Raw genomic sequence first — 23,427 nt, forward strand, 5'->3', positions numbered from 1 at the left:
GACACGTAACGTCCTGCCTTCGGCACCCGTTGGACTGAGCGGTGAGTCACTGTTCATAAACCGCCGGTCAGGGCCGAGGTAGCACCAGTAACATTACTAACTCCCCACTCAGTGCATTTTTCGCGTTTGGGCGGACAGGCCATGTCCCTGGTGCTGTAATTGCCATACGTCCCTCATGACGGCTCTGGGCTACGCACCAGCCGGGGGCAGTGTGTTCAGCCGGGGGCTTCGTCGACGCGAGGAGGGGGCTGTGGACACTGGAGATCGCCTGCTGACACCGGGTGAGGTCGCCGCGCTGTTTCGGGTAGACCCGAAAACTGTGACGAGATGGGCGGCGGCCGGCCGGATAGGAAGCATCCGGACTCCAGGCGGGCATCGCCGGTTTCGGGAATCCGAGGTGCGAGCCCTGCTTGAGGGGGAGGGCATGCTGGACGAGGTGGATGAGGTCGGTAAGCCCCGCAATGTGGGGCCGGCGGCATCCACGGGGCCGGGTCCGGCCAACGCCGGCATGTACTGAACTGGTGCGGACAACGCCACGCGGACCGGACACCAGTCCGGTCCGCGTCCCGCTTCGGCCAACCGCCGGGCGGCAGCCCCGCTGGTGCTGAGCAGCACAACTGTGCCCGGCGCGGGCGGACGGCTCAGCACGTGCGGGACGGCTTCGCTTCGGGCCGCGCCGGCTCAGCTTCGGGCTGCGCCGAGCTGGCCGGACCACCGCCGGAACAGGGTGTGCGGGACGCCGAGCGCGTCCAGCACCTTGCCGGCCACGAAGTCGACCAACTGCTGGGCGCTGGCCGCCGCCCCGGCGCCGTAGAAGCCGGGGCTGGCCGGCAGCACCACAGCGCCCGCGTCGTGCAGGGCGATGAGGTGCTCCAGATGGCTGCGGGTCACCGGCGTCTCCCGGGGGACCAGCACCACGGGACGGCGTTCCTTGAGGTTGACCTCCGCGGCGCGCTGCAACAGGTCCTTGGAGAGCCCGATCGCAATGCCCGCGCAGGCGGCCGTGCTGGCCGGGACCACCGCCATCCCGCGTACCCGGTAGGAGCCGCTGCTCGGCCCGGCGGCCAGGTCGCCGGCCGGCCAGTGCCGCACATCCGCAGTGGTCAGGTCCCGATCCAGCCAGGCGGCGAGGTCCTCGGCCCAGTGCCCGTCGCGGAATGGCCGGCCGGTCTCGTCGAGCACCGTGAGTCGTGCCGCCCGGGACACGATCAGGTCCACCGGTTCGCCGGCGTCGAGTAGCCCGCCGACGACTGCCGCCGCGTACGGCGTACCGGAGGCTCCGGAGACCCCGACCACCCATGGTTCCCGCATGCCCCCAGCCTGCCTGGTCCGGCTGGCCCGCTGGTGGGCACCCCCGGGGTTGGTCCGGTCCGACATGTCGGACGGGGTACCTGCGCATCCCACCGACCTGACATGCTGCCGCTGGCGATTGCACCGGAACCATCTCGAAGAGGAGGCATCGGTGACTACCGGCGAGATCCTCCGGGCACTGCGTGCCGAATGTCCGATCCCGCCCCAGCCTCCACCACCACACACCGATCGTGTGCAGGACTGGCTGCTCGGTCTGCTGCCCGGTCTTGGCCTTCCACTGGACGACGCCGCGCTGCACCGGCTGTCCCAGGGCGCATTCGCCCGGTACGCCGCGCGGCTCTACCCGACGGCGACCGAAGCCGATCTGCGGGTGCTGACCGCGCTGTTCACCTGGTTCTTTCTGGTCGACGACGCCTGCGACGGGCCGAGTCGGTTGACGCCGGAGCAGATCCGGGCGCTGCGCAACGGCACCCTGGCGCTGCTGCGCGACGGCTCCCGGCTGCGGCAGGCCGGGCTGACCGGCCCGCTGCGCCGACTGCTGGTGCTGGCCTGGCGTGAGCCGCGCCGCCGGATGCCGGCACGGTGGCGGCAGCGTTTCGCCGACGCGGTGGCCCGACACCTCGACGGCACCTGGCAGGAGGCCGTCACCAAGCAGGCCGGACGCCGTCCGAGCGTGGACGAGTACGTCGAGCTACGTCGGTCGACCTCGGCGGCGGAGGTGTCGTACCCGCTTGTGGAGTTCGTCAGCGGCCGGGCACTGCCCGACCCGGTCTACCAGCACCCGCTGCTGCGTCAGATCGCCCGCACCGGCAACGACCTGCTCTCCTGGTACAACGACCTGGCGTCGCTGGAACGGGACCGGAGGACCGCCGGCGGGCACAACCTCGTCCTCGCCATCGAGGCCGAACTGGGCGTGCCGGAGGCGGAGGCGGCCGAACGGGCCGCCGAGCACTGGCGGGAGGCGATGCGCCGCTTCGTCGCGTTGCGCGCCGCGGTGCCGTCATTCGGCCCGGCGTTGGACGAGGCGGTCACCGATCATCTTGACGGGATCGCTAACGCCGTGCGCGGAACCGTCGACTGGACCTTCGAGAGCGCCCGCTACCCCGTCAGCACCAGCCCACCAGCCTCACTGCCGTAGGCCGGGCCGGACCACCCCCGGCCTCACTACCGCAGGCCGAGCCGGATCACCAGGTCGAGCAGGGCGAAGAGGAACAGCGCGATGCCGACGAAGCCGTTTGCGGTGAAGAACGCCCGGTTGACCTTGCTGAGGTCGGTCGGGGTGACCACCAGGTGCTGGTAGCCGAACGCCACAGCGGTCAGCGCCAGCCCGATCCACCAGAGCCAGCCGAGACCGATCAGCGCACCGAACCAGATGAACAGGGCGAAGGTCACCACGTGCGCGACGGTGGAGGCGTGCAGCGCGAAACGCCGACCGTACCGGGCCGGCACGCTGTGCACGCCGATCTCCCGGTCGATCTCGGAGTCCTGGCAGGCGTAGATCAGGTCGAAGCCGCCGATCCACAGGCCCACTGCCGCGCCGAGCAGCCAGGCCGGCCCGGAGCCGTCCAGGGTGCCGGTGACCGCCAGCCAGGCGCCGACCGGGCCGACCGCCTGGGCGATCCCGAGGATGGCGTGCGGCCAGTTGGTGAACCGTTTCGCGTAGGGGTAGACGACCAGCGGCACCACGGCGAGCGGCGCGAGCACCAGGCAGAGCGGGTTGAGCAGGGCGGCGGCGACGAGGAAGACCACAAGTGCGACGGCCGCGCCGGTCCAGGCCGTCCGCACGCTCACCGCTCCGGTGACCAGTTCCCGACCGGCGGTACGCGGATTCCGCGCGTCGATCTTGCGATCGAGGATCCGGTTGGCTGCCATCGCGAACGTCCGCGCCCCGACCATCGCCACGGTGATCAACAGCAGGTCGAGCCACCGTACCCGCCCGCCGTTGATCTGCATGGCGGTCAGCGCGGAGAGGAACGCGAACGGCAGCGCGAAGACCGAGTGCTCGACGGCGACGAGCTTCAGGAAGGACTTGGTCCGGCCCGGCTTCGCCGTCGGTGCGTCGATGACGGCCATCAGATCCCGTACTCCTTCCAGCGCTTGTCGACAAGGGCGGTGACTTCGGGGCTCATGCTCATTTCCTCCGGCCAACCGCGGGTGTAGCCCTCGGTGGGCAGCTTGCGGGTCGCGTCGACGCCAGCCTTGCCGCCCCAGAACTGCTGGTACGACGAGTGGTCGAGATGGTCCACCGGACCCTCGGTGAGCAGCAGGTCGCGGGCGTAGTCGACGTTGCCGAAGGCCCGGAAGGCGACCTCGTTGTAGTCGTGCACGTCGCAGTCCTCGTCGACGATCACGATCAGCTTGGTCAGCGACATCAGGTGCGCGCCCCAGATCGCGTTCATCACCTTCTGGGCGTGCTTCGGGTAGCGCTTGCGGATCGAGACGATCGCGCAGTTGTGGAAGACGCCGGCGGCCGGCAGGTCGTAGTCGACGATGTCCGGGATCATCAGCTTGAGCAGCGGCTGGAAGATCCGTTCGGTGGCCTTGCCGAGGCCGTGGTCCTCCTGCGGCGGCTTCGAGGTGACGATCGAGTGGTAGACCGGCTTGCGTTGCATGGTCATCGCTTCGATGTGCAGCACGGGGAACGGCTCGACCGGCGTGTAGAAGCCGGTGTGGTCGCCGAACGGTCCCTCGGGCAGCCGCTCACCCGGCTCCAGGTAGCCCTCCAGCACGATCTGCGCGTGCGCCGGCACCTGCAGCGGCACGGTGAGGCAGTCGACCATCTCCACCCGCTCGCCGCGCAGGAACCCGGCGAACAGGTACTCGTCGATGTCGCTGGGCAGCGGCGCGCTGGCCGCGTACGAGACGACCGGGTCGCAGCCGATCGCGACCGCGACCGGCAGACGCTGCCCGAGCCGCTCGGCGACCGCGTGGTGCGCCGTGGAGTCCTTGTGGATCTGCCAGTGCATGCCCAGGGTGTTGCGGCCGTGCTGCTGGAGTCGGTACAGGCCGAGGTTGCGCTTGCCGGTCTCCGGGTGCTTGGTGTGGGTCAGCCCGTAGTTGTGGAAGATCCCACCGTCGTCGGGCCAGACCTGCAAGCCCGGCAGCCGGTTGAGGTCGACGTCCTCACCCCGGTAGACGACCTCCTGGCAGGGGGCGGTCTTCACCTTGCGTGGCGGCAACGACTTGAGCTGCATGACCTTGCCGAGGCCCTCCCGGATACCCGACCAGCCGACCGGCAACTCCGGCTTGATCATCGCGCCGATCCGGGCGCCGATCTCGTCCAGCGAGTCGACGCCGAGCGCCATCGCCATCCGCTTCTCGGTGCCGAACAGGTTGATCGCCACCGGCATCTCGCCCCGGGTCGGACGTTCGAAGAGCAGCGCCGGGCCGCCGGCCCGCACCGTGCGGGTGACCACCTCGCTGATCTCCAGGGTCGGATCGACCGGGACGTCGATCCGGCGCAACTCCCCCGCGCGCTCCAGCGCCGCGATGAAGTCCTTGAGATCGGTGTACGGGAAGCCACGAGCCGCCATGTCGCCCAGTCTCCCGCACCGGCTCCCGCAGGGCCCAAGCCGGGTGCTGTGACGCTCGCGATCGCCCGCCGTCAGCAGCGGGCGGCGGGCGGCTGGCGGCGGGCCTGGGCGTGGGCGGCGCGTCTAGCAACCGGCAGGACCCGAACCTCGCGGGCATGGCGGCCGGTGGAGCGGGTAGCCGGGCAGGCGGCGGGCGGACGGCAGAGGGCACGGCGGGCGGCGGATGGAGGCGGCGATGGGCGGGGAGCGGGTTCCGGCGGGGTTCACCGAGCAGCGGGCCCGGGTGGGTCAGATCACCATGAACTACGTCCGTGGCGGTGCCGGCCCGCCACTGGTGCTGCTGCACGGGTACCCACAGTGCTGGCACATGTGGCGGCACCTGTTGCCCGAGTTGGGGCGCTCCTTTGACGTGGTCGCGCCCGACCTGCGCGGCTTCGGGGGCAGCGACGCCCCGGACGGCGGGTACGACAAGAAGACTGTCGCCTCCGACCTGCACGGACTACTCGACCAGCTCGGCCTGGCCAGTGACCTTCGGCTGGTCGGGCACGACCTGGGGACGATGGTGGCGTACGCGTACGCCGCCGCCCATCCGCAGCGGGTGAGTCGGCTGGTGCTCAGCGAGGCGCCGATCCCCGACGAGAGCATCTACACGTTCCCCGCGCTCACCTCGGCCGGGCCCGGGGTGTGGAACTTCGGCTACTTCTCCATCGGCAACGGGCTTCCGGAGGCGTTGGTCGACGGGCGGGAGTCACTCTGGGTGGACCGGTTCACCGACGCGCTGATGGTGCGCAAGGGCAGCATCGCCGCGCCCGACATCGAGGAGTTCGCCAGTCATCTGCGCGACCCGGCGCATCTGCGGGCCAGCTTCGCCTACTTCCGGGCGTTCGAGCAGGACATCGCCGACAACGCGGCGTACCGGGGCACGAAGCTGACCATGCCGGTGCTGGCCGTCGGCGCGGCGGCCAGCCTCGGCGGGCAGGTCGCCGAGCAGGTTCGCCGGTACGCCGACACTGTCCGCGGCGAGGTGGTCGAGGACTGCGGGCACTGGCTGTACGAGGAGCGTCCGGACGAGATGCTCGCCCTGCTGCGCGACTTCCTCGGGTCGTCCTGAGCAGCGGTTGGCAGGCATTCCAGGTCAGGCGGCGGGCGCCCAGGCGTGGGCGGCCAGCGGTGGGTCGAGCGGCGCCCGGGTGAGCCGGTTGGCGAAGGTGGACATTGTGTACGCGCCGACGCCGAGCACCACGTCCAGCGCGTGCCGGGGCTGGTAGCCGGCGGTCAGGAAGGCGTCCAACTCGTCGTCGGGCACCGCGCCTCGGTGGTCGAGCACGGCCAGCGTGAAGCGGCGCAGCGCCTCCAGTCGCGGCTCGGGCAGCGCCGAGCCGGCGCGTAGTGCGGTGATCAGTTCGGCGGTCGCGCCGAGTTGGGTGAGCTTGCCGGTGTGCAGGGCGACGCAGAAATGGCATTCGTGACTGGTGGAGATCGCCAGGATGACCACCTCCCGTTCCAGCGGGGCGAGGTCGGTCTGCTCGAAGCCTGCGCTGGCGGTGAGGAAGCCGGTGAGCAACTGCGGCGAGTCGGCTATCAGCGCCACTGCGCTGGGCAGCCAGCCGAACCGGCCGCGTACGCCCTCGATGGCTCGTCGGGCGGCGGCGGGCGCGGTCTCGGCGGTGTGAGCGGTGAAGACGGGCATGGCTTGCCTACTTTCCAGGCTGCGGATCGGGTGACGTAAGATAGTCAACGTGGTTGACGAAATAGTAAACGTGGTTGTCGAACATGGCAACCCCTGATCCCGCGCGGCCCGGCTTCGCGCTGCCGCTGTTGCTGCTGGCCGGTTTCCGGACGCTGATCGACGACCTGCACGCCGAGCTGGCCCGCGAGGGGCATCCGGAGCTGCGACCGCTGCACGGGTTCGTGCTCCAGGCCGTCGGCGCGGACGGCACCACCGCCACCGAGCTGGGTCAGCGGCTGGGCATCTCCAAACAGGCCGCCGGCAAGACCGTCGACCGGTTGGTCGCCGTCGGCTACCTGGAGCGGGTCGACGACCCCACCGACGCCCGACGGCGGCTGGTCCGGGTGACAGCGCGCGGCGCCGACGGGCTACGCCGCTCGGCCGAGATCTTCGACCGGCTGCGTGCACAGTGGGCGGACACGCTCGGCCCGGAACGGGTCACCGCGATGGAAGACGACCTCAGCACCATGGCCTCGGCCAACTGGTTCCGACTCGACGTGCCCGGCTGGTTCGGCGGCTGATCGCGGGCGCGGGCGAGACCTCCGGACCATCCTGCCGGGTGGCCCGGGTCGGGGCGGGAACGCCTGCGGCTACCCGGCTGAGCGGACGGTCGGTGGCTGCGGGCCAGCTCGACGAAGGCCCGCCACGCGGCCGGGGTGAAGGTGAGCAGGTCGCCGTCACGGTCCTTGGAATCGCGGACGTGCACCCGGCCGGGCAGGTTGTCGGCGACCTCGACGCACGCGCCACTGCTGTTCCCGCTCCGGGTCGACTTGCGCCAGCGGGCTCCGGTCAGATCCATGGCTTCACGATCTCCTCGAGCAGGTCGATCGACTGCTGCCGGGGCAGCGCGCCACTGCGCAGACTCTCCCGCCTTCCGAGCAGCGTCGCCACCTCGTTGATGTCGTCCACGGCCCTGCCACCGGTCCGGTTGTCGAGGAAGCGAGCCAGCTGCCGTCGGCGGTGCGGCCGAGGATGAACGGCCCGAAGAGGCCGGCGTGCAGGCCCACACCCTGCGGCAGCACGTGCACCCTGATGTGCGGGCGGCGGGCCGCCGCGGACACCACTGTGGTCACTCGCCCACCTTCCGCCGCGATCGTGTCGCACGACCCACCTGCCGCACGGTAGCGAGCGTTCGACACTGCGTCACCCCATGACGCGCATATCGCGGTAACGCGAGCTGCGACCCCGGCTCACCTGCGGCACCGCAAGATCCGGTCGGGTTCCAGGAAGTCGCGGCACCGCACGGCGCAGGACACCCCCACTTGCTGAAAGCTGAGTGGATCAAACGGCCGACCGGGTCCGGTTTCGACGAAGATCGCGAGCCGGTCGACCGATCGGAAACTGTCACAGGCGGTCCCTAAGATCATGGATGCCGATCGGGTCGGGGTGCGGCAGACCCGGCTTCTTCCGATCGGCTCACCCCTCAGCAAGGAGATCAATGAGATCTGTGCACGTTGCCCGTGGTCGGCTCCTGCGCGGGCTGACCGCGCTGCTCGTCGGCACCGCAGCAGTCGGTGTGGTGGCTGGCCCGGCTGCGGCCGAGGACGACCCCGGCTGGGTCAGTGGATGGCTCGATGACGTCACCGTCGGCGGCCCCGGCGCTCCCGGCCGCACTGTGCCGCTGACCCTGACCAGCACCGGGGCCAGCCAGCCCCGGGTGACAATCGACCTGACCGGCCTGGCCGGCGTGGCCACCGCCAGCTTCCCCGACTTCTGCGTCACCCAGGGCACCTCGGTGACCTGCCCGATGCCGGCGACTGCCACCGAGGAGTTCGGCACGCTCACCGGCACCGTGCCGGTGGTGTTCCGGCCCGCGCCCGGCGCTGCCGACGGCGCGACCGGCACCCTCGACTACACGGCGCTCGGCGAGCAGACCGAGGCGTACACCCAGCAGGCGACGGTCACCGTGCGGTCCGGGCCCGACCTGCTCGACATGGTCGATCAGACCGCGACCGGCGTCGACGTGGGCGACACGCTTCCCGTCCCGGTGGCCGTGGTCAACGCCGGCGACCAGCCGGCAGTGGACCTGCGGCTCACCATGCGCTTCCCGGTGGGCCTCGTGCCGGCCAGCTACCGCAACTGCCGGTACGGCACCGACCGGGTGCTCGCCACAGTGGTCGTCTGCACGGTGCGCGGCACGTTCGCTCCCGGCCAGCGGCACGAGCTGCGGGACGGGCTGGCCACCACGCTCGGCCCGGCGACGCTCGGCAGCAAGCGGATCACCCAGGGCGTGCAGCCCCTGGCCAGCGCCGGGCCGCTCCCGAGCGGGGTGAAACTCAAGAGCCGCGACGCCGACCAGGCGCTACGGCTACGGGCGGTGGGCGCACCACTCGACGTGCTGCCGACCGAGGCGACCCGGGCCGAGGGCCAGACCTACCTGCGGGGCGTGCACGGCGCTTTCGACATCGTCGCGAAGGGCGCGGCCGTCACTGGAGCCGTCGGTGACGCGGTGCGGGTGACAGTGGGCCTGCGCAACAAGGGTCCGGGCGTGCCGGACGGCAGCCTCTCCGGCGAGGGCGTCGGGGCCTTCGTCTTCGTCCCGCCCGCCGGGGTCACCGTGCTGGCCGCTCCATCCGATTGCTGGCTGAACGGCGACGAGGAGGAGCCCGAAACCGTTCCGGCAACCTGGTACTGCAACGGGCCGGGGTCGGTCTTCCCGGCCGGCACGGCTCACAAGGTCGGGTTCGACCTGCGGATCGACAGCCTCTCCGGGGTCCCCGGCAAGGTCCAGCCGTTCCAGCGCTACCCCCGGGTGGACGACAACCCGGACAACGATGTCGCCCCGGTGATCGTGAGCTGATCACTGCCGCCTGAACGACGCGGGCCGGCCACGGACTGCTCCGTGACCGGCCCGCACCGCGTAGCCAGGGTCAGCGAGGACCCCGCGGACGGTGAACGGGGAGCCGGGGGTTGACGGTTGTCACCGCGAGATCCACTCGGGCTTCATGAAATCGCGGGATCCCAGGCGGCAGGACACCCCGACTTCACGAAAGTCGAGTGGATCCATGTCGGATGCGTACGTCGAACAGGTCAGTCCAGCCCGCCGTACGAGTGCAGGCCGGTGAAGAAGATGTTCACGCCGAACAGGTTCATCAGCATGGTGAGGAAGCCGAGCACCGCGATCCAGGTGGCCACGTTGCGCTTGACGCTGGGCGTCGCGCGGGCGTGCAGGTAGCCGGCGTACACCACCCAGGAGATGAACGCCCAGGTCTCCTTCGGGTCCCAGCCCCACGGCCGACCCCAGGCCGCCTCGGCCCAGATAGCGCCGGCGATCACCGCGAAGGTGAAGATCGGGAACGCGAAGGCGTGCAGCGCGAAGGTCAGCCGCTCCAGGCCGGCCGCGCCGGGCAGCCGCTTGGCCAGCGTGTACGGGAAGCTGCGCTTGCCCTGCTCGTACCCGTTGCGCATCAGGAAGCCGACCGCCGGCACCACGCCGAGCAGGAAGATGCCGGACGCGAAGACGATCGTCGAGACGTGAATGATGAACCAGTACGAGTTCAGCGCCGGCACCAGCGGCACGATCGGCACGTACAGCACCAGCTCGGCGGTGGCGACCAGCAGCACCATCACCAGGGTGAGGAAGAGCCCGAGCTTGCGCAGCGACTGTCGCTTCCAGAGCACCACCAACCAGGCGGCCACCCCGATGAACGTCACTGTGAGCACGAACTCGTACATGTTGCCCCAGGGCATCCGGTCCGCAGCCAGCCCCCGGGTGACCAGCGCCGCCAGGTGCAGCGCGGCGGCGACAGCAGTGGCGCCCACGCCGATCAGGCCCGCGAGCCAGGCCCGCCCGGCGGAGCGGTCGGCCGTGGGTGACGAAGGGACCGGCGCGGGCGGCGTCGGAACGACACCGCCGCCGGCACCGACCAACTCGCGTACCGGTGCCGCCGTGGCGACCCGGGTACGCACGTTGCCCAGCGCGTACTCGACGGCGTGGCCGATCATCGCGATCAGGTACGCCAGGATCGCGAATGTCACCAGATTGTCGGAGAGTGCGGACATCACTCGGCTCCTTCTCGCACGCCGGCCCGGTCAGCGGAGTCAGCGCCAGCACCAGCCCGTTCGGCACCGCTGACGGCGGCGACCAGCTGGGTGAACTCGTCGGCGAACCCTGGATAGTCGGTGCGCGGCAACCCGCCGACCTCCATCAAGCTACTACCGCTCGTCGGAGATCCTCCCCCGGGGTCGGCCGGCACCACCCGGAAGAACACCCGGCGGCGTTTCCCGAACAGCGAACCCATCAACCCGACCAGCAGGACGCCGCAGCTGACCAGCAGCATCGTCGAGCCCGGATCGTGCCGGATGGAGAGGGTGACGTACCGCTCGGTGCCCAGGAACTCGACTGTCGTGCCGTCGTCGAGCTTCCAGGTCTCGCCCTTGCGGAGCAGTTTGGTGCCGACCTCCTTGACCTTGCCGGCCCGCACCTGCCGCTGGTCGAGTTGGTAGACCGAGCCGGGGATACCGGCGTCCAGGCCGAGGTTGCCCCGGTAGGCGACCAGGTTCAGCGCCGGGTTGCGCTCGGTCGGGTACTGCGAACGGACGAACGGCGCCTGCTCGGGTGCCGTGGGCAGGTAGATGCCGGTGAACGCCATCTGCAGATCCGGTGCCCGCTGGCCGGTCGCCGGGTCGACGTTAGCGTCCGGGAAGGCCGCCAACCCTTCGCTGGTCAGGCCCATGTCGCCGGTGGTCAGGAACGGTTCGTCACTGATCTGGCTGTTGCCGAACCGGTCGGTGTAGCGGATCACCGGGGCGTACCCGTGCCCGAGCAGGTAGACGCTCGCGTCGTTGAGGCGCAGCGGCGAGTTCACCGAGAAGTCGGCGCTGCGGGTCGGCTCGTCCGGGCCGTCGACTGTGACAGTGGCGTTGAAGAACTCCGGCTGGCCGGACGCCAGGAACCGGGCCTCGAAGTCGTCCAGCCGCAGGCAGAAGCCGGGCAGGTCGGCGCTGTCCACCTGGGGGCCGAGCTTCGCCTCGGCGTACTGCTGGCGGGTGTTGCAGAACGCGTTGTCAGCCCCGGCCACCAGCAGCCGGTTGCCGCTCCAGCCGTACCAGGAGCCGAGCGCCACCCCGATCAGCACCGCGATCAGCGAGGTGTGGAACAGCAGGTTGCCGGTCTCCTTGAGGTAGCCCTTCTCGGCGGAGACCTCGTCGCCGCGCACCTCGACGCGCCAGCGGCGCTTGCGCAGCGCCTCCGCGATGGCCGCCGCCCCACCGGGCGGGGCGGGCAGCACCGTGTGCTGCGGCAGCCGGGCCATCCGCTTCGGCGCGGCCGGCGGACGCGAGCGCAGCGTGCGGACGTGGTCACGCAGCCGGGGCGTGATGCAACCGATCAGGGAGGTGAACAGCAGCAGGTAGATCGCGGAGAACCAGACCGACCCGAAGACCTCGAACGCGCCGATCCGGTCCAGCCGGGGGGCCCAGTCCGGGTGGTCGACGAAGTACTCGTTGACCTTCTCCGGGCTGATCCCGCGCTGCGGCAGCACCGAGCCGGGAATGGCGGCGATCGCGAGCAGGAAGAGCAGGATCAGCGCCGTACGCATGCTGGTGAGCTGCCGCCACGAGTTGCGCAGCAGGGCCAGCAGCCGGTTCGGCCGGCGGCGTGGCGCGGGCGCCGCGGTCTCCGGTCGGTCGTCGACGACAGTCATCAGATGCTCACCTCGCCCACCCCGACGGTGGTCTGCAGCCAGATCACGAAGCTCTGCCATCCGCCGGTGACCAGGGCCAGACCGATCAGGATGAGCAGGGCGCCACCGACCCGGGTGACCCAGCGGCTGTTGCGCCGAACGGCGCGGAAGACCCCGAGCAGGCGTTCGAAGCCCAGCCCGAAGACGATGAACGGTATCCCCAACCCGAGGCAGTACGCCACGGCGAGCACCACGGCTCGGTCGCTCTGGCCGCTGGCGGTGGCCATGCCCATCACCGCGCCGAGCGTGGGGCCGGTGCAGGGCACCCAACTGAGCGCGAAGACCGCCCCGAAGACCGGTGCGCCGAGCAGCCCGGCCGACGGCAACCGGGAGATCCGGAACTCCCGTTGCAGGGCCGGGATCATCCCGAGGTAGCTCAACCCCGCCACGATGATCAGCACGCCGACGCTGATCTGCAACTCGCGCTTGTAGTCGAAGAACACCCGGCCGATGCTGGCGAAGAGGATCGCGGTGGCCACGAAGACGACTGTGAAGCCGCCGATGAAGAGCAGTGTCCCGGCGAGCACCCGACCCTTGACCGCGCCGACCCGCGCGACCCGCTCCTTGACGGCGACACCCCCGCCGGCCGGCGCGGGATCGGCCTCCGGCCGCCGGCCCTCCAGGTCGGCGCCGGCCAGACCGGTCACGTATGACAGGTAGCCGGGGACGAGTGGAAGCACGCACGGGGAGAGGAAACTGACCAGGCCGGCGAGCGCCGCCGCGCCGATGGCGAGCAGCAGCGGCCCGCGGAGGGCCAGTTGCTCGAAGGTCTCCCCCATCAGTTCGACGCCGGCTTCTCGGCGGCGACCCGTTCGACGATCGGCAGCAGCTCGTCCTTTGTCACAGCGCGACGGATCACCACGGCGATCCGGCCGTCGCGGTCGAGGACAACAGTCGCCGGTGTCGAATTGGGCGGGATGTCGAAGTTCAGCGCCTGGCGGCTGGAGGGGTCGAAGATGCTCGGGTAGGTGGCCCGCCCCTGCTCGAAGGCGATCGCCTTGTCCTTGCTGTCCTGCACGTTGACCCCGAGGAAGGTCACCCCGGACGCCTTCGTGGCCTGGTAGGTGTCCTCCAGGTCGTCGGCCTCCGCCCGGCAGGGCGCGCACCAGGAACCCCAGAAGTTGACCACCACCACCTGGCCGCGCGCCTGGGAGACGTCGTACTGGCCGCCGGTGAGCAGTTCGCCGATCACCTTGGGGGTCTTCGACCGCTGCTCCGGCGCACAGGTGATCGTGAGGCCATCACTCGTGCAGTCCTTCTCCCCGCTGCCCCCGGACGTGCAGCCGACCAGCGCCACCGCGGCGACGGTGGCGAGCAGACCGGCGGTCCACCTCCGGGCGTTCATCAGGCCCCCTTGGCCGTCCGGGCGGTCGCGGAGAGAGCGATCAGGTGCGCGGCCGGCTCGCTGTAGCCGATGCCGGCCACCTTCGCGCCGTCGAAGTGGAACGAGGTGAGGCTCGCCAGCCCGCACTGCCGCTTGCGCGGGTCGTGCCAGAGCCGCTTGCGCTCGACGTAACGACGCAACGTCCAGATCGGGAGCTGGTGCGACACCAGCACCGCCTCGCGTCCCTCGGCGGCGACCCGGGCGGCGTGCACGGCCGCGAACATCCGCTCGGCGATCACCCGGTACGCCTCACCCCAGGACGGGGTCACCGGGTCGCGCAGCACCCACCAGTTACGCGGGTCGCGGAACGACCCGTCCCCCGGGGAGACCTTCTTGCCCTCGAACCAGTTGGCGCTCTCGATCAGTCGCTCGTCCACCCCGACCGGCAGCCCGAACTGGGCGGCGATCGGCTCGGCGGTCTGCTGGGCGCGCTCCAGCGGGCTGGCCACCACGTGCACGATCTCCCGCTCGGCCAGGCCCTGCGCGGCGGCCTTGGCCATCTGCACACCCAGCTCCGAGAGGCGGAAACCGGGCAGCCGGCCGTAGAGGATCTGGTCGGGGTTGTACACCTCGCCGTGCCGAAGCACGTGGACCACCGTCTTGCTCAAGATCTTCTACCCCCCGTGACCGGCCGCTGCCGCCGCGTTCGCCGCCGTGGGCAGCGCGTCGGCGATGTGTTCCAGGGCGGCGTCGTCGAGCGCCGCCGACACGAACCACGACTCGAACGCGCTCGGCGGCAGGTAGACGCCAGCGGCGAGCATCGAGTGGAAGAACGCCTTGAACGCCGGCACCTGCTGGGTGCGCGCGCTGTCGTAGTCGACCACGTCGGCGTCGGTGAAGAAGACCGAGAACATGCTGCCCGCGTACGACAGCCGGTGCGGGACCCCGGCGGCGGCCAACGCGTCGGACGCCAGCTTGCCCACGACGGCGGCCGTCTCGTCGAGGCGCTGGTACAACGCGTCGTCGGCGAGCCGCAGGGTCGCCAGGCCGGCGGCGCAGGCCAGCGGGTTACCGGAGAGGGTGCCGGCCTGGTAGACCGGGCCGGCCGGAGCGAGTCGCGCCATGATGTCCGCGCGCCCGCCGAACGCCGCGGCGGGCAGGCCGCCACCCATGACCTTGCCGTACGTCCACAGATCGGCGTCGGAGGCGTCGAGGCCGTGCCACCCGGCGCGGGAGACCCGGAACCCGGTCATCACCTCGTCCACCACCAGCAGGGCGCCGTGTGCGTGCGCGATCCGGGCGAGCTGCTGGTTGAAGCCGTCGCGGGGGGCCACCACGCCCATGTTGCCGGCGGCGGCCTCGGTGATCACCGCGGCGATGTGCGGGCCCTCGGCGGCGAAGGCCTCCTCGACGGCCCGGATGTCGTTGTACGGAAGCACTATCGTCTCGCTGGCCGCCGCGCCGGTCACGCCGGGCGAGTCGGGCAGGCCCAGGGTGGCCACGCCGGAGCCGGCGGCGGCGAGCAACGCGTCGACGTGGCCGTGGTAGCAGCCGGCGAACTTGATGATCTTCGAGCGGCCGGTGAAGCCACGGGCCAGCCGGATCGCCGACATGGTCGCCTCGGTGCCGGAGTTGACCAGGCGGACCTGCTCGACCGGGGTCCGGGCGACGATCTCGTCGGCCAACTCCACCTCACCGGGGGTGGGAGTGCCGAAGCTGGTGCCCCGTGCGGCGGCGGCCTGGACGGCCTCCACCACCTCCGGGTGGGCGTGCCCGAGGATCAGCGGACCCCAGGAGCAGACCAGATCGACGTAGCGGCGACCGTCGGCGTCGTACAGCCACGGGCCCTCGCCACGGACCATGAAACGCGGGGTGCCGCCGACCGCCTGGAAGGCGCGCACAGGGGAGTTCACCCCGCCCGGCACGATGGCGCGGGCGCGGTCGAACAGGGCCTCGGAGGCCGGCGCGTCGGCTGGGTAGCGGCCGGATCCGGCAGGAAAGATGTCGGTCACGATGCCGCCATTGTGACAGCGCCGGACGGTCAACCAGCAGCCACCCCGTGGCGGGGTTACCCGGCTCACCTGCGACCCGCGTCGGTCAACAGCGCCGACACGGGGCTCGCGGCCTGGACGGCGACGGCTCGCGGCCTCGACAGGCCAGGTCGGTCGGATCGCGCTAGGCTGACCGGGTGGATCGTGCCGAACTGTCCATCACGCTACACCGGACGGGCGACGAAGCAGTCTTGCGCCTGGCCGGTGAGATCGACATGCTCACGGCGGCCCAGCTCTCCACCGTCGTCAACGAGGTGCTGGCCGACCCACCCCCGCGGATCGTGCTCGACCTCGGCGGCGTCACCTTCTGCGACTCGCAGGGCCTGGGCACCCTTGTCGTGCTCAGCCGCAAGGCCAGCCACGCGCAGAGCCTGCTGATGCTGACGCACGTGGGCGACTTCCTGATCCGCGTGCTGGACATCACCGGCCTACGCAGCGCCCTGATGATCCGCAACGACCAGCCCACTGGCTGAGCCGCCCCGCCGCCGTCAGGCGGTGTTGCCCCAACGGGCCTGTTCGAGCAGCCGTACCGCCCGGTCGCGGACCTCCGGGTCGTCCGAGCGGAGCTGCGCGGTCGCCTCGTCGACCGCGTCGGTGAGCCGCCGCCACTGCGTGTCGCGCTCCCGGACCAGATCCGACTGGGTGGCGAGCTGCCGGGTCTTCACCCACAGCTCGACGAAGACCGACACCTTGGCCCGGAGCACCCACGGATCGAACGGCTTGGTGAGGTAGTCCACCGCGCCCACCTGGTAACCCCGAAGGGCGAGCTGGGCGTCCCGGTCGGCGGCGGTGAGGAAGATGATCGGCACGTGCCGGGTCCGCTCGCGGCGCTTGATGTGACTCGCCGTCTCGAAGCCGTCCATGTCCGGCATCTGCGCGTCCAACAGGATCACCGCGAAGTCGTCCACCAGCAACTGCTTCAGCGCCGCCTCGCCGCTCTCCACCGCCACCGACTGGACCGGCAGCCCCTGGAGGATCGCCTCCAGCGCCGTCAGATTCTGCCGCCGGTCGTCCACGAGCAGCGCTTTGGCCATCTGGGTCACGAAGTCTCCTCGGTCCGGCTGCCGTTGATCCAGGACGACATCAGTTCGATCAGGTCGTCCAGGTCGACCGGCTTGGTGATGTAGTCGCTGCCCCCGGCAGCGAGCGCCGACTCACGGTCACCCGGCATCGCCTTCGCGGTCAGGAAGACCACCGGAAGGTCGGCGAACCGGTGGTTGCGGCGAATCTGGCGGGTGGTCTCGTAACCATCCTGGTCGGGCATCATGGCGTCCATCAGCACGATGTCCACCTCCGGATGCTCGGCCAGCAGACGGACACCGTCCGCCCCGTTGTCCGAGTACAGCACGGTCATCCCGTGCAGCTCCAACGCGCTGGTCAAGGCGAAGACGTTGCGGACGTCGTCATCCACGATCAGCACCGTGGCGCCGTCCAGTTGACGGGTGGCCGGCGCCTCCGGCCGATCCGGCAACAGTTCCAGCGGCGGCATCAGCAGCGACGACGGCAGCCCGGCGCGCTGCGGCGACGGAGTCTGCGGCGCGACCACCGCGTCCGGGGCCAGCACCTGCGGCACGAACAGGGTGAAGGTCGAGCCCTGACCGGGCGCGGACGAGACGGTGATGGTGCCGCCGATCAGCCGGGCCAGATCGCGGCTGATCGACAGGCCCAGGCCGGTGCCGCCGTACCGGCGACTGGTGGTGCCGTCGGCCTGCTGGAACGCCTCGAAGATGATCGACAGCTTGTCGTCGGAGATGCCGATCCCGGTGTCGATCACGGTGAACGCGATCACCTGCTGGGCATTCGTCAGCGCCGGCACGTCGAAGACCGCGTTCTCCGCGGCCGGGGCGATCCGCAACGTCACGGCACCGTTGTCGGTGAACTTCACAGCGTTGGAGAGCAGGTTGCGCAGGATCTGCTGCAACCGCTGCGCGTCGGTCACCAACGCCGGCGGCAGATCCTTGCTGACCCGTACCTGGAAGTCCAGGTTCTTCTCCTCGGCCTGCGGCGCGAACGCCTGCTCGACGTAGCCGCGCAGCTCGGTGAAGCGGATCTCGGTCGGCTCGACGTCCATCCGGCCCGCCTCGATCTTGGACAGGTCGAGGATGTCGTCGATCAGTCGCAGCAGGTCGGAACCGGACCCGTGGATGGTCCGGGCGAACTCGATCTGCTTCGGGCTGAGGTTCTGCTCCGAGTTCTCGGCCAGCAGACGGGCCAGCAGCAGCAACGAGTTCAGCGGGGTCCGCAGCTCGTGGCTCATGTTGGCCAGGAACTCCGACTTGTACGCCGACGCCCGGGTCAGCTGCTGCGCCTTCTCCTCCAGACCCAGCCGGGCCAGCTCGATCTCCCGGTTCTTCGTCTCGATGTTGCCCTTCTGCTCGGACAGCAGAGTGGCCTTCTCCTCCAGCTCGGCGTTGGTGCGCTGCAACTCCGCCGACTGCTCCTGCATCTCGTGGGCCAGCCGCTGAGACTGGGCCAGCAGCTCCTCCGTACGCCGGTTGGCCTGGATGGTGTTGACGGCGATGCCGATGGTGAGCACCAACCGCTCCAGGAACGACAGGTGCAGTTCGGAGAAGGCCGACACACTGGCGAACTCGATCACCCCGAGCAGCTCGCCCTCGAACAGGACGGGGAGCACCACCAGGTCGGACGGGGGTGTCTCGGCCAGGCCGGAGCGCAGGGTGAGCCGACTGTTCGGGGAGGCGCTGACCCGGATCGTGCGACGGGAGAGCGCTGTCTGCCCGACCAGCCCCTCACCCGGCCCGAAGGTGACGTCGTGCCCCCGGGCCACGTACCCGTACGAGGAGGTCAGCCGCAGCCGCATGCTGCCATCTGTGTCGTCGGCCAGGAAGAAGGCGCCGAGCTGGGCGTCGACCAGCGGAGTCACCTCCGTCATGATCATGCGGCAGACCTCGCCGAGGTCGCGCTGGCCCTGCAGGAGGCCACCGATCCGGGCGAGGTTGGAGTCCAGCCAGCCCTGCTCGGCGTTCTTCTTCGTCGTCTCCCGAAGGGTGACGATCATCTGGTTGATGTTGTCCTTCAGCTCGGCGACCTCGCCCTGCGCCTTGACAGCGATCCGCTGGGTCAGGTCGCCCCGGGTCACCGAGGTGGACACCTGGGCGATGGCCCGCAACTGCGTGGTCAGCGTCGAGGCGAGCTGGTTGACGTTCTCGGTGAGGTCGCGCCAGGTGCCGGAGACGCCCTTCACCTGCGCCTGGCCGCCGAGCTTGCCCTCGATACCGACCTCGCGCGCGACCCGGGTCACCTCGTCGGCGAACGACGACAACTGGTCCACCATCGTGTTGACAGTCGACTTCAACTCCAGGATCTCGCCCTGGGCGTCCACGGTGATCTTCTGCGACAGGTCACCCTTCGCCACGGCGGTGGTCACCGAGGCGATGTTGCGGACCTGGCTGGTCAGGTTCGACGCCATCGAGTTCACGTTGTCGGTCAGGTCCCGCCACGTGCCGGAGACGCCCTTCACCTGCGCCTGCCCGCCGAGCTTGCCCTCGGTGCCCACTTCACGCGCGACCCGGGTCACCTCGTCGGCGAACGACGACAACTGGTCCACCATCGTGTTGACAGTCGACTTCAACTCCAGGATCTCGCCCCGCGCGTCCACCGTGATCTTCTGCGACAGGTCACCCTTCGCCACGGCGGTGGAGACCTGGGCGATGTTGCGGACCTGGGCGGTCAGGTTCGACGCCATCGAGTTCACGTTGTCGGTCAGGTCCCGCCACGTGCCGGCGACCCCGCGCACCTGCGCCTGACCGCCCAACTTGCCCTCGGTGCCCACCTCACGCGCGACCCGGGTCACCTCGTCGGCGAACGACGACAACTGGTCCACCATCGTGTTGACAGTCGACTTCAACTCCAGGATCTCGCCCCGCGCGTCCACCGTGATCTTCTGCGACAGGTCACCCTTCGCCACGGCGGTGGTCACCGAGGCGATGTTGCGGACCTGGCTGGTCAGGTTCGACGCCATCGAGTTCACGTTGTCGGTCAGGTCCCGCCACGTGCCCGAGACGCCCTTCACCTGCGCCTGACCGCCCAGGTTGCCCTCGGTGCCCACCTCGCGGGCCACCCGGGTCACCTCGTCGGCGAACGACGACAACTGGTCCACCATCGTGTTGACGGTGTTCTTCAGCTCCAGGATCTCGCCCTGGGCGTCCACCGTGATCTTCTGCGACAGGTCGCCCTTCGCCACGGCGGTGGAGACCTGGGAGATGTTGCGGACCTGGCTGGTCAGGTTGCCGGCCAACTGGTTGACGTTCTCGGTGAGGTCCCGCCAGGTGCCGGAGACGCCACGCACCTGGGCCTGACCGCCCAACTTGCCCTCGATGCCCACCTCACGCGCGACCCGGGTCACCTCGTCGGCGAACGACGACAACTGGTCCACCATCGTGTTGACGGTGTCCTTCAACTCCAGGATCTCGCCCTGCGCCGCCACCGTGATCTTCTGCGACAGGTCGCCGCGCGCCACAGCAGTGGAGACCTGGGCGATGTTACGGACCTGGGCGGTCAGGTTCGACGCCATCGAGTTGACGCTGTCGGTCAGGTCCTTCCAGGTGCCTGCCACGTTCGGCACCTCGGCCTGGCCGCCCAACTTGCCCTCGGTACCCACCTCACGGGCCACCCGGGTCACCTGCTCGGCGAAGAGCCGCAGCGTGTCGGTGAGGTAGTTCATCGTGGCGGCCAGCTCGGCCACCTCACCACGCGCGCTGACCGTGATCTTCTGCGACAGGTCACCCTTGGCCACCGCCGTCGCCACCTGCGAGATCGACCGCACCTGGCCGGTCAGGTTCGACGCCATGGTGTTCACCGAGTCGGTGAGGTCCTTCCAGGTGCCGGCGACGCCCCGCACGTCGGCCTGGCCACCCAACTTGCCCTCGGTACCCACCTCACGGGCCACCCGGGTCACCTCGTTGGAGAACGACGACAGCTGGTCCACCATCGTGTTCACAGTGCGCCCGATGCGCAGGTACTCGCCGCGCAGCGGCCGACCGTCGATCTCCAACGCCATGTGCTGGGAAAGGTCACCGTCGGCGACCGCCACGATCACCCGGGCGATCTCGGTGGTCGGTCGACCCAGGTCGTCGATCAGCGAGTTGATCGCCCGCTGCCCCTCCGCCCACGAGCCGTCCAGCCCCTCGTCGTCGAGCCGCTCGGTGAGCCGGCCGTCGCGACCGACGATCCGGCTGATCCGCCGCAGGTCCAGGTACTGCCGCTCCTGGAGCGAGACCACCTCGTTGAAGGCGTCCGCCACCTCACCGGCCGCGCCGGCCCGGCGGGGAAGCCGGACCTTCAGGTCACCGCGCCCGATCCGTCGCAGTGCCTCGGCCAACTCACCGAGGAGCGCCTCGTGGTCGGGCGCGGACGGATCCGCCACCGACTGCTTCGACGTGGTCATCATTCCTCGCTCAACTCGGGGGGCGCCGGTCCGTGCGGGCACACCGGCACCCCATATTGTGCCCGCGCGCTCCGTGGTGCCAGGGTGCGCGACCCGCCAGGTGGCATCGATCGCCCGTCGACCCGCCCGATCAGGGTCGAGCCGGCACGGCGCGCCGCAAACCTCGCCCGGCTCCCGGACCGTTCGTTTCGACGCGTCGACCAGCCCCCTGGCCGCCGGTGCCGCTGACCGACGCGACAGCCCGCGATCGGTGATCGGCTTGGCACCCGGCAGGGGAACGGTGGAGGATACGGGGGTGTCAGCCGAGGCGGGGCCCGCGACGGCCGGGGCCCGGGACGGGGCCGTCCGGCGTGTGCGGCTGCCCGCCGACCGCCGTACGCCGGCCGCCGCCCGCGCCGTGGTCCGCTCGGTGTTGACCGAGTCACACCTGGACGAGCTGGCAAACGAGGCGCTGCTGCTCACCACCGAGCTGACCACCAACGCCGTCGAGCACGCCCGTACCGAACTGGACATCGAGGTCGTCGCGGACGAGATCGGGTTGACCGTCACCGTCTCCGACTTCGCCCCCGGTTCCGGCGACGAGCTGACAGTCGGCGACCGCAACGACTCCACCGAGATCAACGAGGTTTCCGTGCGGGGCCGGGGCCTGTTGCTGGTCGACCACTTCGCCAGCCGCTGGGGCACCACGTACCTGCCCACCGGGAAGGGCGTCTGGTTCCGGCTGGACCGCCCCGGCGCCGACCCGCCCTCCAGCGGGACCATCGGCGAATCGACACCGGCCAACGCCGGCCCCCGGACGAGCACCGACGGGTCCGCGCCGAGCGCCAGCGCGATGAGCGAACTCATGCAGACAGCCCCCGACCTGTACGGGGACGACCCGTTGCCCGACTTCGCCACCAGCCTGCTCAGCCGGGTCGCCGAGATGGTGGGCGCAGCCGGCGGCACCATCCGCCTGGACCGGGGCGACGGGCAGGGCAGCCAGGTGCTGGCCCGCTTCGGTCGGCCACCCCGCCCCGGCAGCGACCTGCTCCGGGTGCCACTGACCGTGCACCGCCCGTACGCCGGGGAGTTGGAGTTGGACGCCGCGCCGTCGGCGTACGCCCAACCGTTGGCGGTGCTCACCGCCGAGCGGCTGTCGCTGCACCTGGAGAACGACCGGCTGCGCCGGGCCGACGTCCGCCGGCAGGTGTGGCTGACCTTCCTGGCCGAGGCGAGCGAACTGCTGGCCCAGTCGCTCGACGTCGACCTGACCATGGCGCTGGTGCCGCAGTTGGTGGTGCCGCGACTCGGTCAGTGGTGCGCTGTGCACACCGCCGACGAATGGGGTCGGCTCCGGCTGGCGGCGGCCAGCCACGCCGACGAGTCGATGCTTCCGCAGTTGCACAAGGTGCTGGCGGAGACCGGGCCGGACTCGATCCAGGCCCGTCTCCGCGAGGCGTCCCGCAGCGCGGCGCAGATCCCCCTGGGTGGGCCGATGGAGGGTTTCGCCGTCCCGCTGATCGCCCGCGGGCAGCGGCTCGGGACCCTGGCGGTGGGGCGGCACCAGCGGCACCGGCACGACCCGGACGAGGTGGCCGTGTTGGAGGACGTGGCTCGACGGGCCGCGCTGGCCATCGAGAACGCCCGGATCCACGCCGAACGCCGTCGGGTGGCACAGACGCTCCAGCAGTCTCTGCTGCCGCCGGTGCTGCCGCTTGTGGACGGGATCGGTTTCGCCGCCGAGTACGTCCCGACCGGCGACGACGCCGAGGTGGGTGGCGACTTCTACGACGTGGTGCCGCTGCCCGACGGGCGCTGGCTGGTGGTGATCGGTGACGTCTCCGGCAAGGGTGTCCAGGCCGCCGCGGTGACCGGGCTGGTCCGGGACGTGATCCGGGTGCTGGTCGGCGACGGCAAACCGTTACCCGAGGCGCTGGCGCGGCTCAACGAGACGCTTGTCGAGCGCGGTGGCGGTCGCTACTGCACGCTGGCCCTGGCAGCGGTCGGGCCGGGCGAGGGTGACCAGTTGGACGTCTCGCTGCACCTCGCCGGGCACGACCGGCCGGTGCTGCTCGCCGCAGCGGGCGGCGCCGGGTTCGTCGGCACCGGCGGCACCGCGCTCGGCCTGCTCGACACGATCACCTCGCCGACGGCGGAGATCACGCTCGCACCGGGCGATTCGCTGATCTTCTACACCGATGGCGTCACCGAGCGGAGGCGCGGCCGGGAGCTGTTCGGCACCGACCGACTGCGGGACGCCGCCGCTCCCCTGGCCGGATATTCGGCCGACGTGGTGGCCGCCCGGCTGCGCGCCGCGGCGATCAACTTCTCGGTCGAGCCACCCCGGGACGACATCGCCGTCCTGGTGCTCCGCAACGACGCGACCTGACCGCAGCGCGGCCAACGGCT

At 70.5% G+C, this 23,427-nt stretch carries 19 protein-coding genes and 1 pseudogene; 7 read left to right on the forward strand and 13 right to left on the reverse strand.

Annotated elements, in window-relative coordinates:
- The first annotated feature begins 250 nt into the window (after nucleotides 1–250).
- Nucleotides 251–517: a BldC family transcriptional regulator gene (locus tag AB0B94_RS02370; RefSeq protein WP_007454516.1), complete on the forward strand. Its 267-nt coding sequence runs from the start codon at nucleotides 251–253 to the stop codon at nucleotides 515–517.
- A gap of 164 nt (nucleotides 518–681) precedes the next feature.
- Here AB0B94_RS02370 and AB0B94_RS02375 read toward each other — a convergent pair whose 3' ends face one another.
- Nucleotides 682–1,311, reverse strand: coding sequence for a UbiX family flavin prenyltransferase (locus tag AB0B94_RS02375; protein ID WP_112680847.1), 630 nt, complete (start codon nucleotides 1,309–1,311; stop codon nucleotides 682–684).
- Between the two features lie 151 nt (nucleotides 1,312–1,462).
- Here AB0B94_RS02375 and AB0B94_RS02380 point away from each other — a divergent pair, with 151 nt between their 5' ends.
- Nucleotides 1,463–2,449, forward strand: a complete 987-nt coding sequence (locus AB0B94_RS02380; RefSeq protein ID WP_357267531.1) for a terpene synthase — start codon at nucleotides 1,463–1,465, stop codon at nucleotides 2,447–2,449.
- A 26-nt stretch (nucleotides 2,450–2,475) separates the two neighbouring features.
- Here AB0B94_RS02380 and mqnP read toward each other — a convergent pair whose 3' ends face one another.
- Both mqnP and AB0B94_RS02390 read right to left on the reverse strand, forming a co-directional pair.
- Nucleotides 2,476–3,384 carry a menaquinone biosynthesis prenyltransferase MqnP gene (gene mqnP / locus AB0B94_RS02385; RefSeq protein ID WP_357267533.1) on the reverse strand — a complete coding sequence of 303 codons (909 nt, stop codon included), beginning with the start codon at nucleotides 3,382–3,384 and terminating at the stop codon, nucleotides 2,476–2,478.
- Nucleotides 3,384–4,844 (reverse strand): menaquinone biosynthesis decarboxylase, encoded by a 1,461-nt coding sequence (locus AB0B94_RS02390; RefSeq protein WP_238668701.1) that lies wholly within the window; start codon nucleotides 4,842–4,844, stop codon nucleotides 3,384–3,386. The genes mqnP and AB0B94_RS02390 overlap by 1 nt, the downstream gene beginning before the upstream one ends.
- Nucleotides 4,845–5,079: 235 nt before the next feature.
- On the opposite strand from AB0B94_RS02390, the gene AB0B94_RS02395 reads away from it, so the two are divergent.
- Nucleotides 5,080–5,955 carry an alpha/beta hydrolase gene (locus AB0B94_RS02395; protein WP_357267536.1) on the forward strand — a complete coding sequence of 292 codons (876 nt, stop codon included), beginning with the start codon at nucleotides 5,080–5,082 and terminating at the stop codon, nucleotides 5,953–5,955.
- Between the two features lie 24 nt (nucleotides 5,956–5,979).
- Here AB0B94_RS02395 and AB0B94_RS02400 read toward each other — a convergent pair whose 3' ends face one another.
- On the reverse strand, nucleotides 5,980–6,534 hold the full coding sequence (locus AB0B94_RS02400; RefSeq protein WP_357267538.1) for a carboxymuconolactone decarboxylase family protein: 555 nt from the start codon (nucleotides 6,532–6,534) through the stop codon (nucleotides 5,980–5,982).
- 83 nt (nucleotides 6,535–6,617) lie between these two features.
- Between AB0B94_RS02400 and AB0B94_RS02405 the strand changes: the two genes are divergently transcribed.
- Entirely contained in the window at nucleotides 6,618–7,094 is a 477-nt protein-coding gene (locus AB0B94_RS02405; protein WP_357267540.1) for a MarR family winged helix-turn-helix transcriptional regulator, read from the forward strand.
- A gap of 110 nt (nucleotides 7,095–7,204) precedes the next feature.
- Here the strand turns inward: AB0B94_RS02405 and AB0B94_RS02410 are convergent.
- Nucleotides 7,205–7,372 (reverse strand): annotated as a pseudogene (locus AB0B94_RS02410) (DUF397 domain-containing protein); the annotation flags it as partial.
- A gap of 639 nt (nucleotides 7,373–8,011) precedes the next feature.
- Here AB0B94_RS02410 and AB0B94_RS02415 point away from each other — a divergent pair.
- Nucleotides 8,012–9,373, forward strand: a complete 1,362-nt coding sequence (locus AB0B94_RS02415; RefSeq protein WP_357267542.1) for a hypothetical protein — start codon at nucleotides 8,012–8,014, stop codon at nucleotides 9,371–9,373.
- Between the two features lie 230 nt (nucleotides 9,374–9,603).
- Here the strand turns inward: AB0B94_RS02415 and ccsB are convergent, their stop codons facing one another.
- The 6 genes from ccsB to hemL are packed head-to-tail and all read right to left on the reverse strand — an operon-like array spanning nucleotide 9,604 to nucleotide 15,593.
- Nucleotides 9,604–10,575, reverse strand: coding sequence for a c-type cytochrome biogenesis protein CcsB (gene ccsB, locus AB0B94_RS02420; protein ID WP_357267544.1), 972 nt, complete (start codon nucleotides 10,573–10,575; stop codon nucleotides 9,604–9,606).
- Nucleotides 10,575–12,218: a cytochrome c biogenesis protein ResB gene (locus tag AB0B94_RS02425; protein WP_357267546.1), complete on the reverse strand. Its 1,644-nt coding sequence runs from the start codon at nucleotides 12,216–12,218 to the stop codon at nucleotides 10,575–10,577. Before AB0B94_RS02425 ends, ccsB begins: the two co-directional genes overlap by 1 nt.
- A complete protein-coding gene (locus AB0B94_RS02430) occupies nucleotides 12,218–13,036 on the reverse strand; it encodes a cytochrome c biogenesis protein CcdA (RefSeq protein WP_357267548.1) in 819 nt (272 codons plus the stop codon). The genes AB0B94_RS02425 and AB0B94_RS02430 overlap by 1 nt, the downstream gene beginning before the upstream one ends.
- Nucleotides 13,036–13,602: a TlpA disulfide reductase family protein gene (locus AB0B94_RS02435; protein WP_357267550.1), complete on the reverse strand. Its 567-nt coding sequence runs from the start codon at nucleotides 13,600–13,602 to the stop codon at nucleotides 13,036–13,038. Before AB0B94_RS02435 ends, AB0B94_RS02430 begins: the two co-directional genes overlap by 1 nt.
- Complete coding sequence (locus tag AB0B94_RS02440) at nucleotides 13,602–14,249, reverse strand: histidine phosphatase family protein (protein ID WP_091395739.1); 648 nt, start codon at nucleotides 14,247–14,249, stop codon at nucleotides 13,602–13,604. Before AB0B94_RS02440 ends, AB0B94_RS02435 begins: the two co-directional genes overlap by 1 nt.
- Before the next feature lie 6 nt (nucleotides 14,250–14,255).
- Complete coding sequence (hemL, locus tag AB0B94_RS02445) at nucleotides 14,256–15,593, reverse strand: glutamate-1-semialdehyde 2,1-aminomutase (protein ID WP_357267552.1); 1,338 nt, start codon at nucleotides 15,591–15,593, stop codon at nucleotides 14,256–14,258.
- Nucleotides 15,594–15,769: 176 nt separating this feature from the next.
- On the opposite strand from hemL, the gene AB0B94_RS02450 reads away from it, so the two are divergent.
- Complete coding sequence (locus AB0B94_RS02450) at nucleotides 15,770–16,105, forward strand: STAS domain-containing protein (RefSeq protein ID WP_007454492.1); 336 nt, start codon at nucleotides 15,770–15,772, stop codon at nucleotides 16,103–16,105.
- 15 nt (nucleotides 16,106–16,120) lie between these two features.
- Here the strand turns inward: AB0B94_RS02450 and AB0B94_RS02455 are convergent, their stop codons facing one another.
- Together AB0B94_RS02455 and AB0B94_RS02460 are read right to left on the reverse strand one after the other, a co-directional pair.
- Nucleotides 16,121–16,675 carry a response regulator gene (locus AB0B94_RS02455; RefSeq protein ID WP_091395745.1) on the reverse strand — a complete coding sequence of 185 codons (555 nt, stop codon included), beginning with the start codon at nucleotides 16,673–16,675 and terminating at the stop codon, nucleotides 16,121–16,123.
- Nucleotides 16,672–21,039, reverse strand: coding sequence for a HAMP domain-containing protein (locus AB0B94_RS02460; RefSeq protein WP_357267555.1), 4,368 nt, complete (start codon nucleotides 21,037–21,039; stop codon nucleotides 16,672–16,674). Before AB0B94_RS02460 ends, AB0B94_RS02455 begins: the two co-directional genes overlap by 4 nt.
- Nucleotides 21,040–21,334: 295 nt before the next feature.
- On the opposite strand from AB0B94_RS02460, the gene AB0B94_RS02465 reads away from it, so the two are divergent.
- Nucleotides 21,335–23,407 carry a SpoIIE family protein phosphatase gene (locus AB0B94_RS02465; protein WP_357267557.1) on the forward strand — a complete coding sequence of 691 codons (2,073 nt, stop codon included), beginning with the start codon at nucleotides 21,335–21,337 and terminating at the stop codon, nucleotides 23,405–23,407.
- Nucleotides 23,408–23,427 lie beyond the last annotated feature (20 nt).

The sequence above is a fragment of the Micromonospora sp. NPDC048986 genome, assembly GCF_040649335.1.
Lineage (GTDB): Bacteria > Actinomycetota > Actinomycetes > Mycobacteriales > Micromonosporaceae > Micromonospora > Micromonospora alfalfae.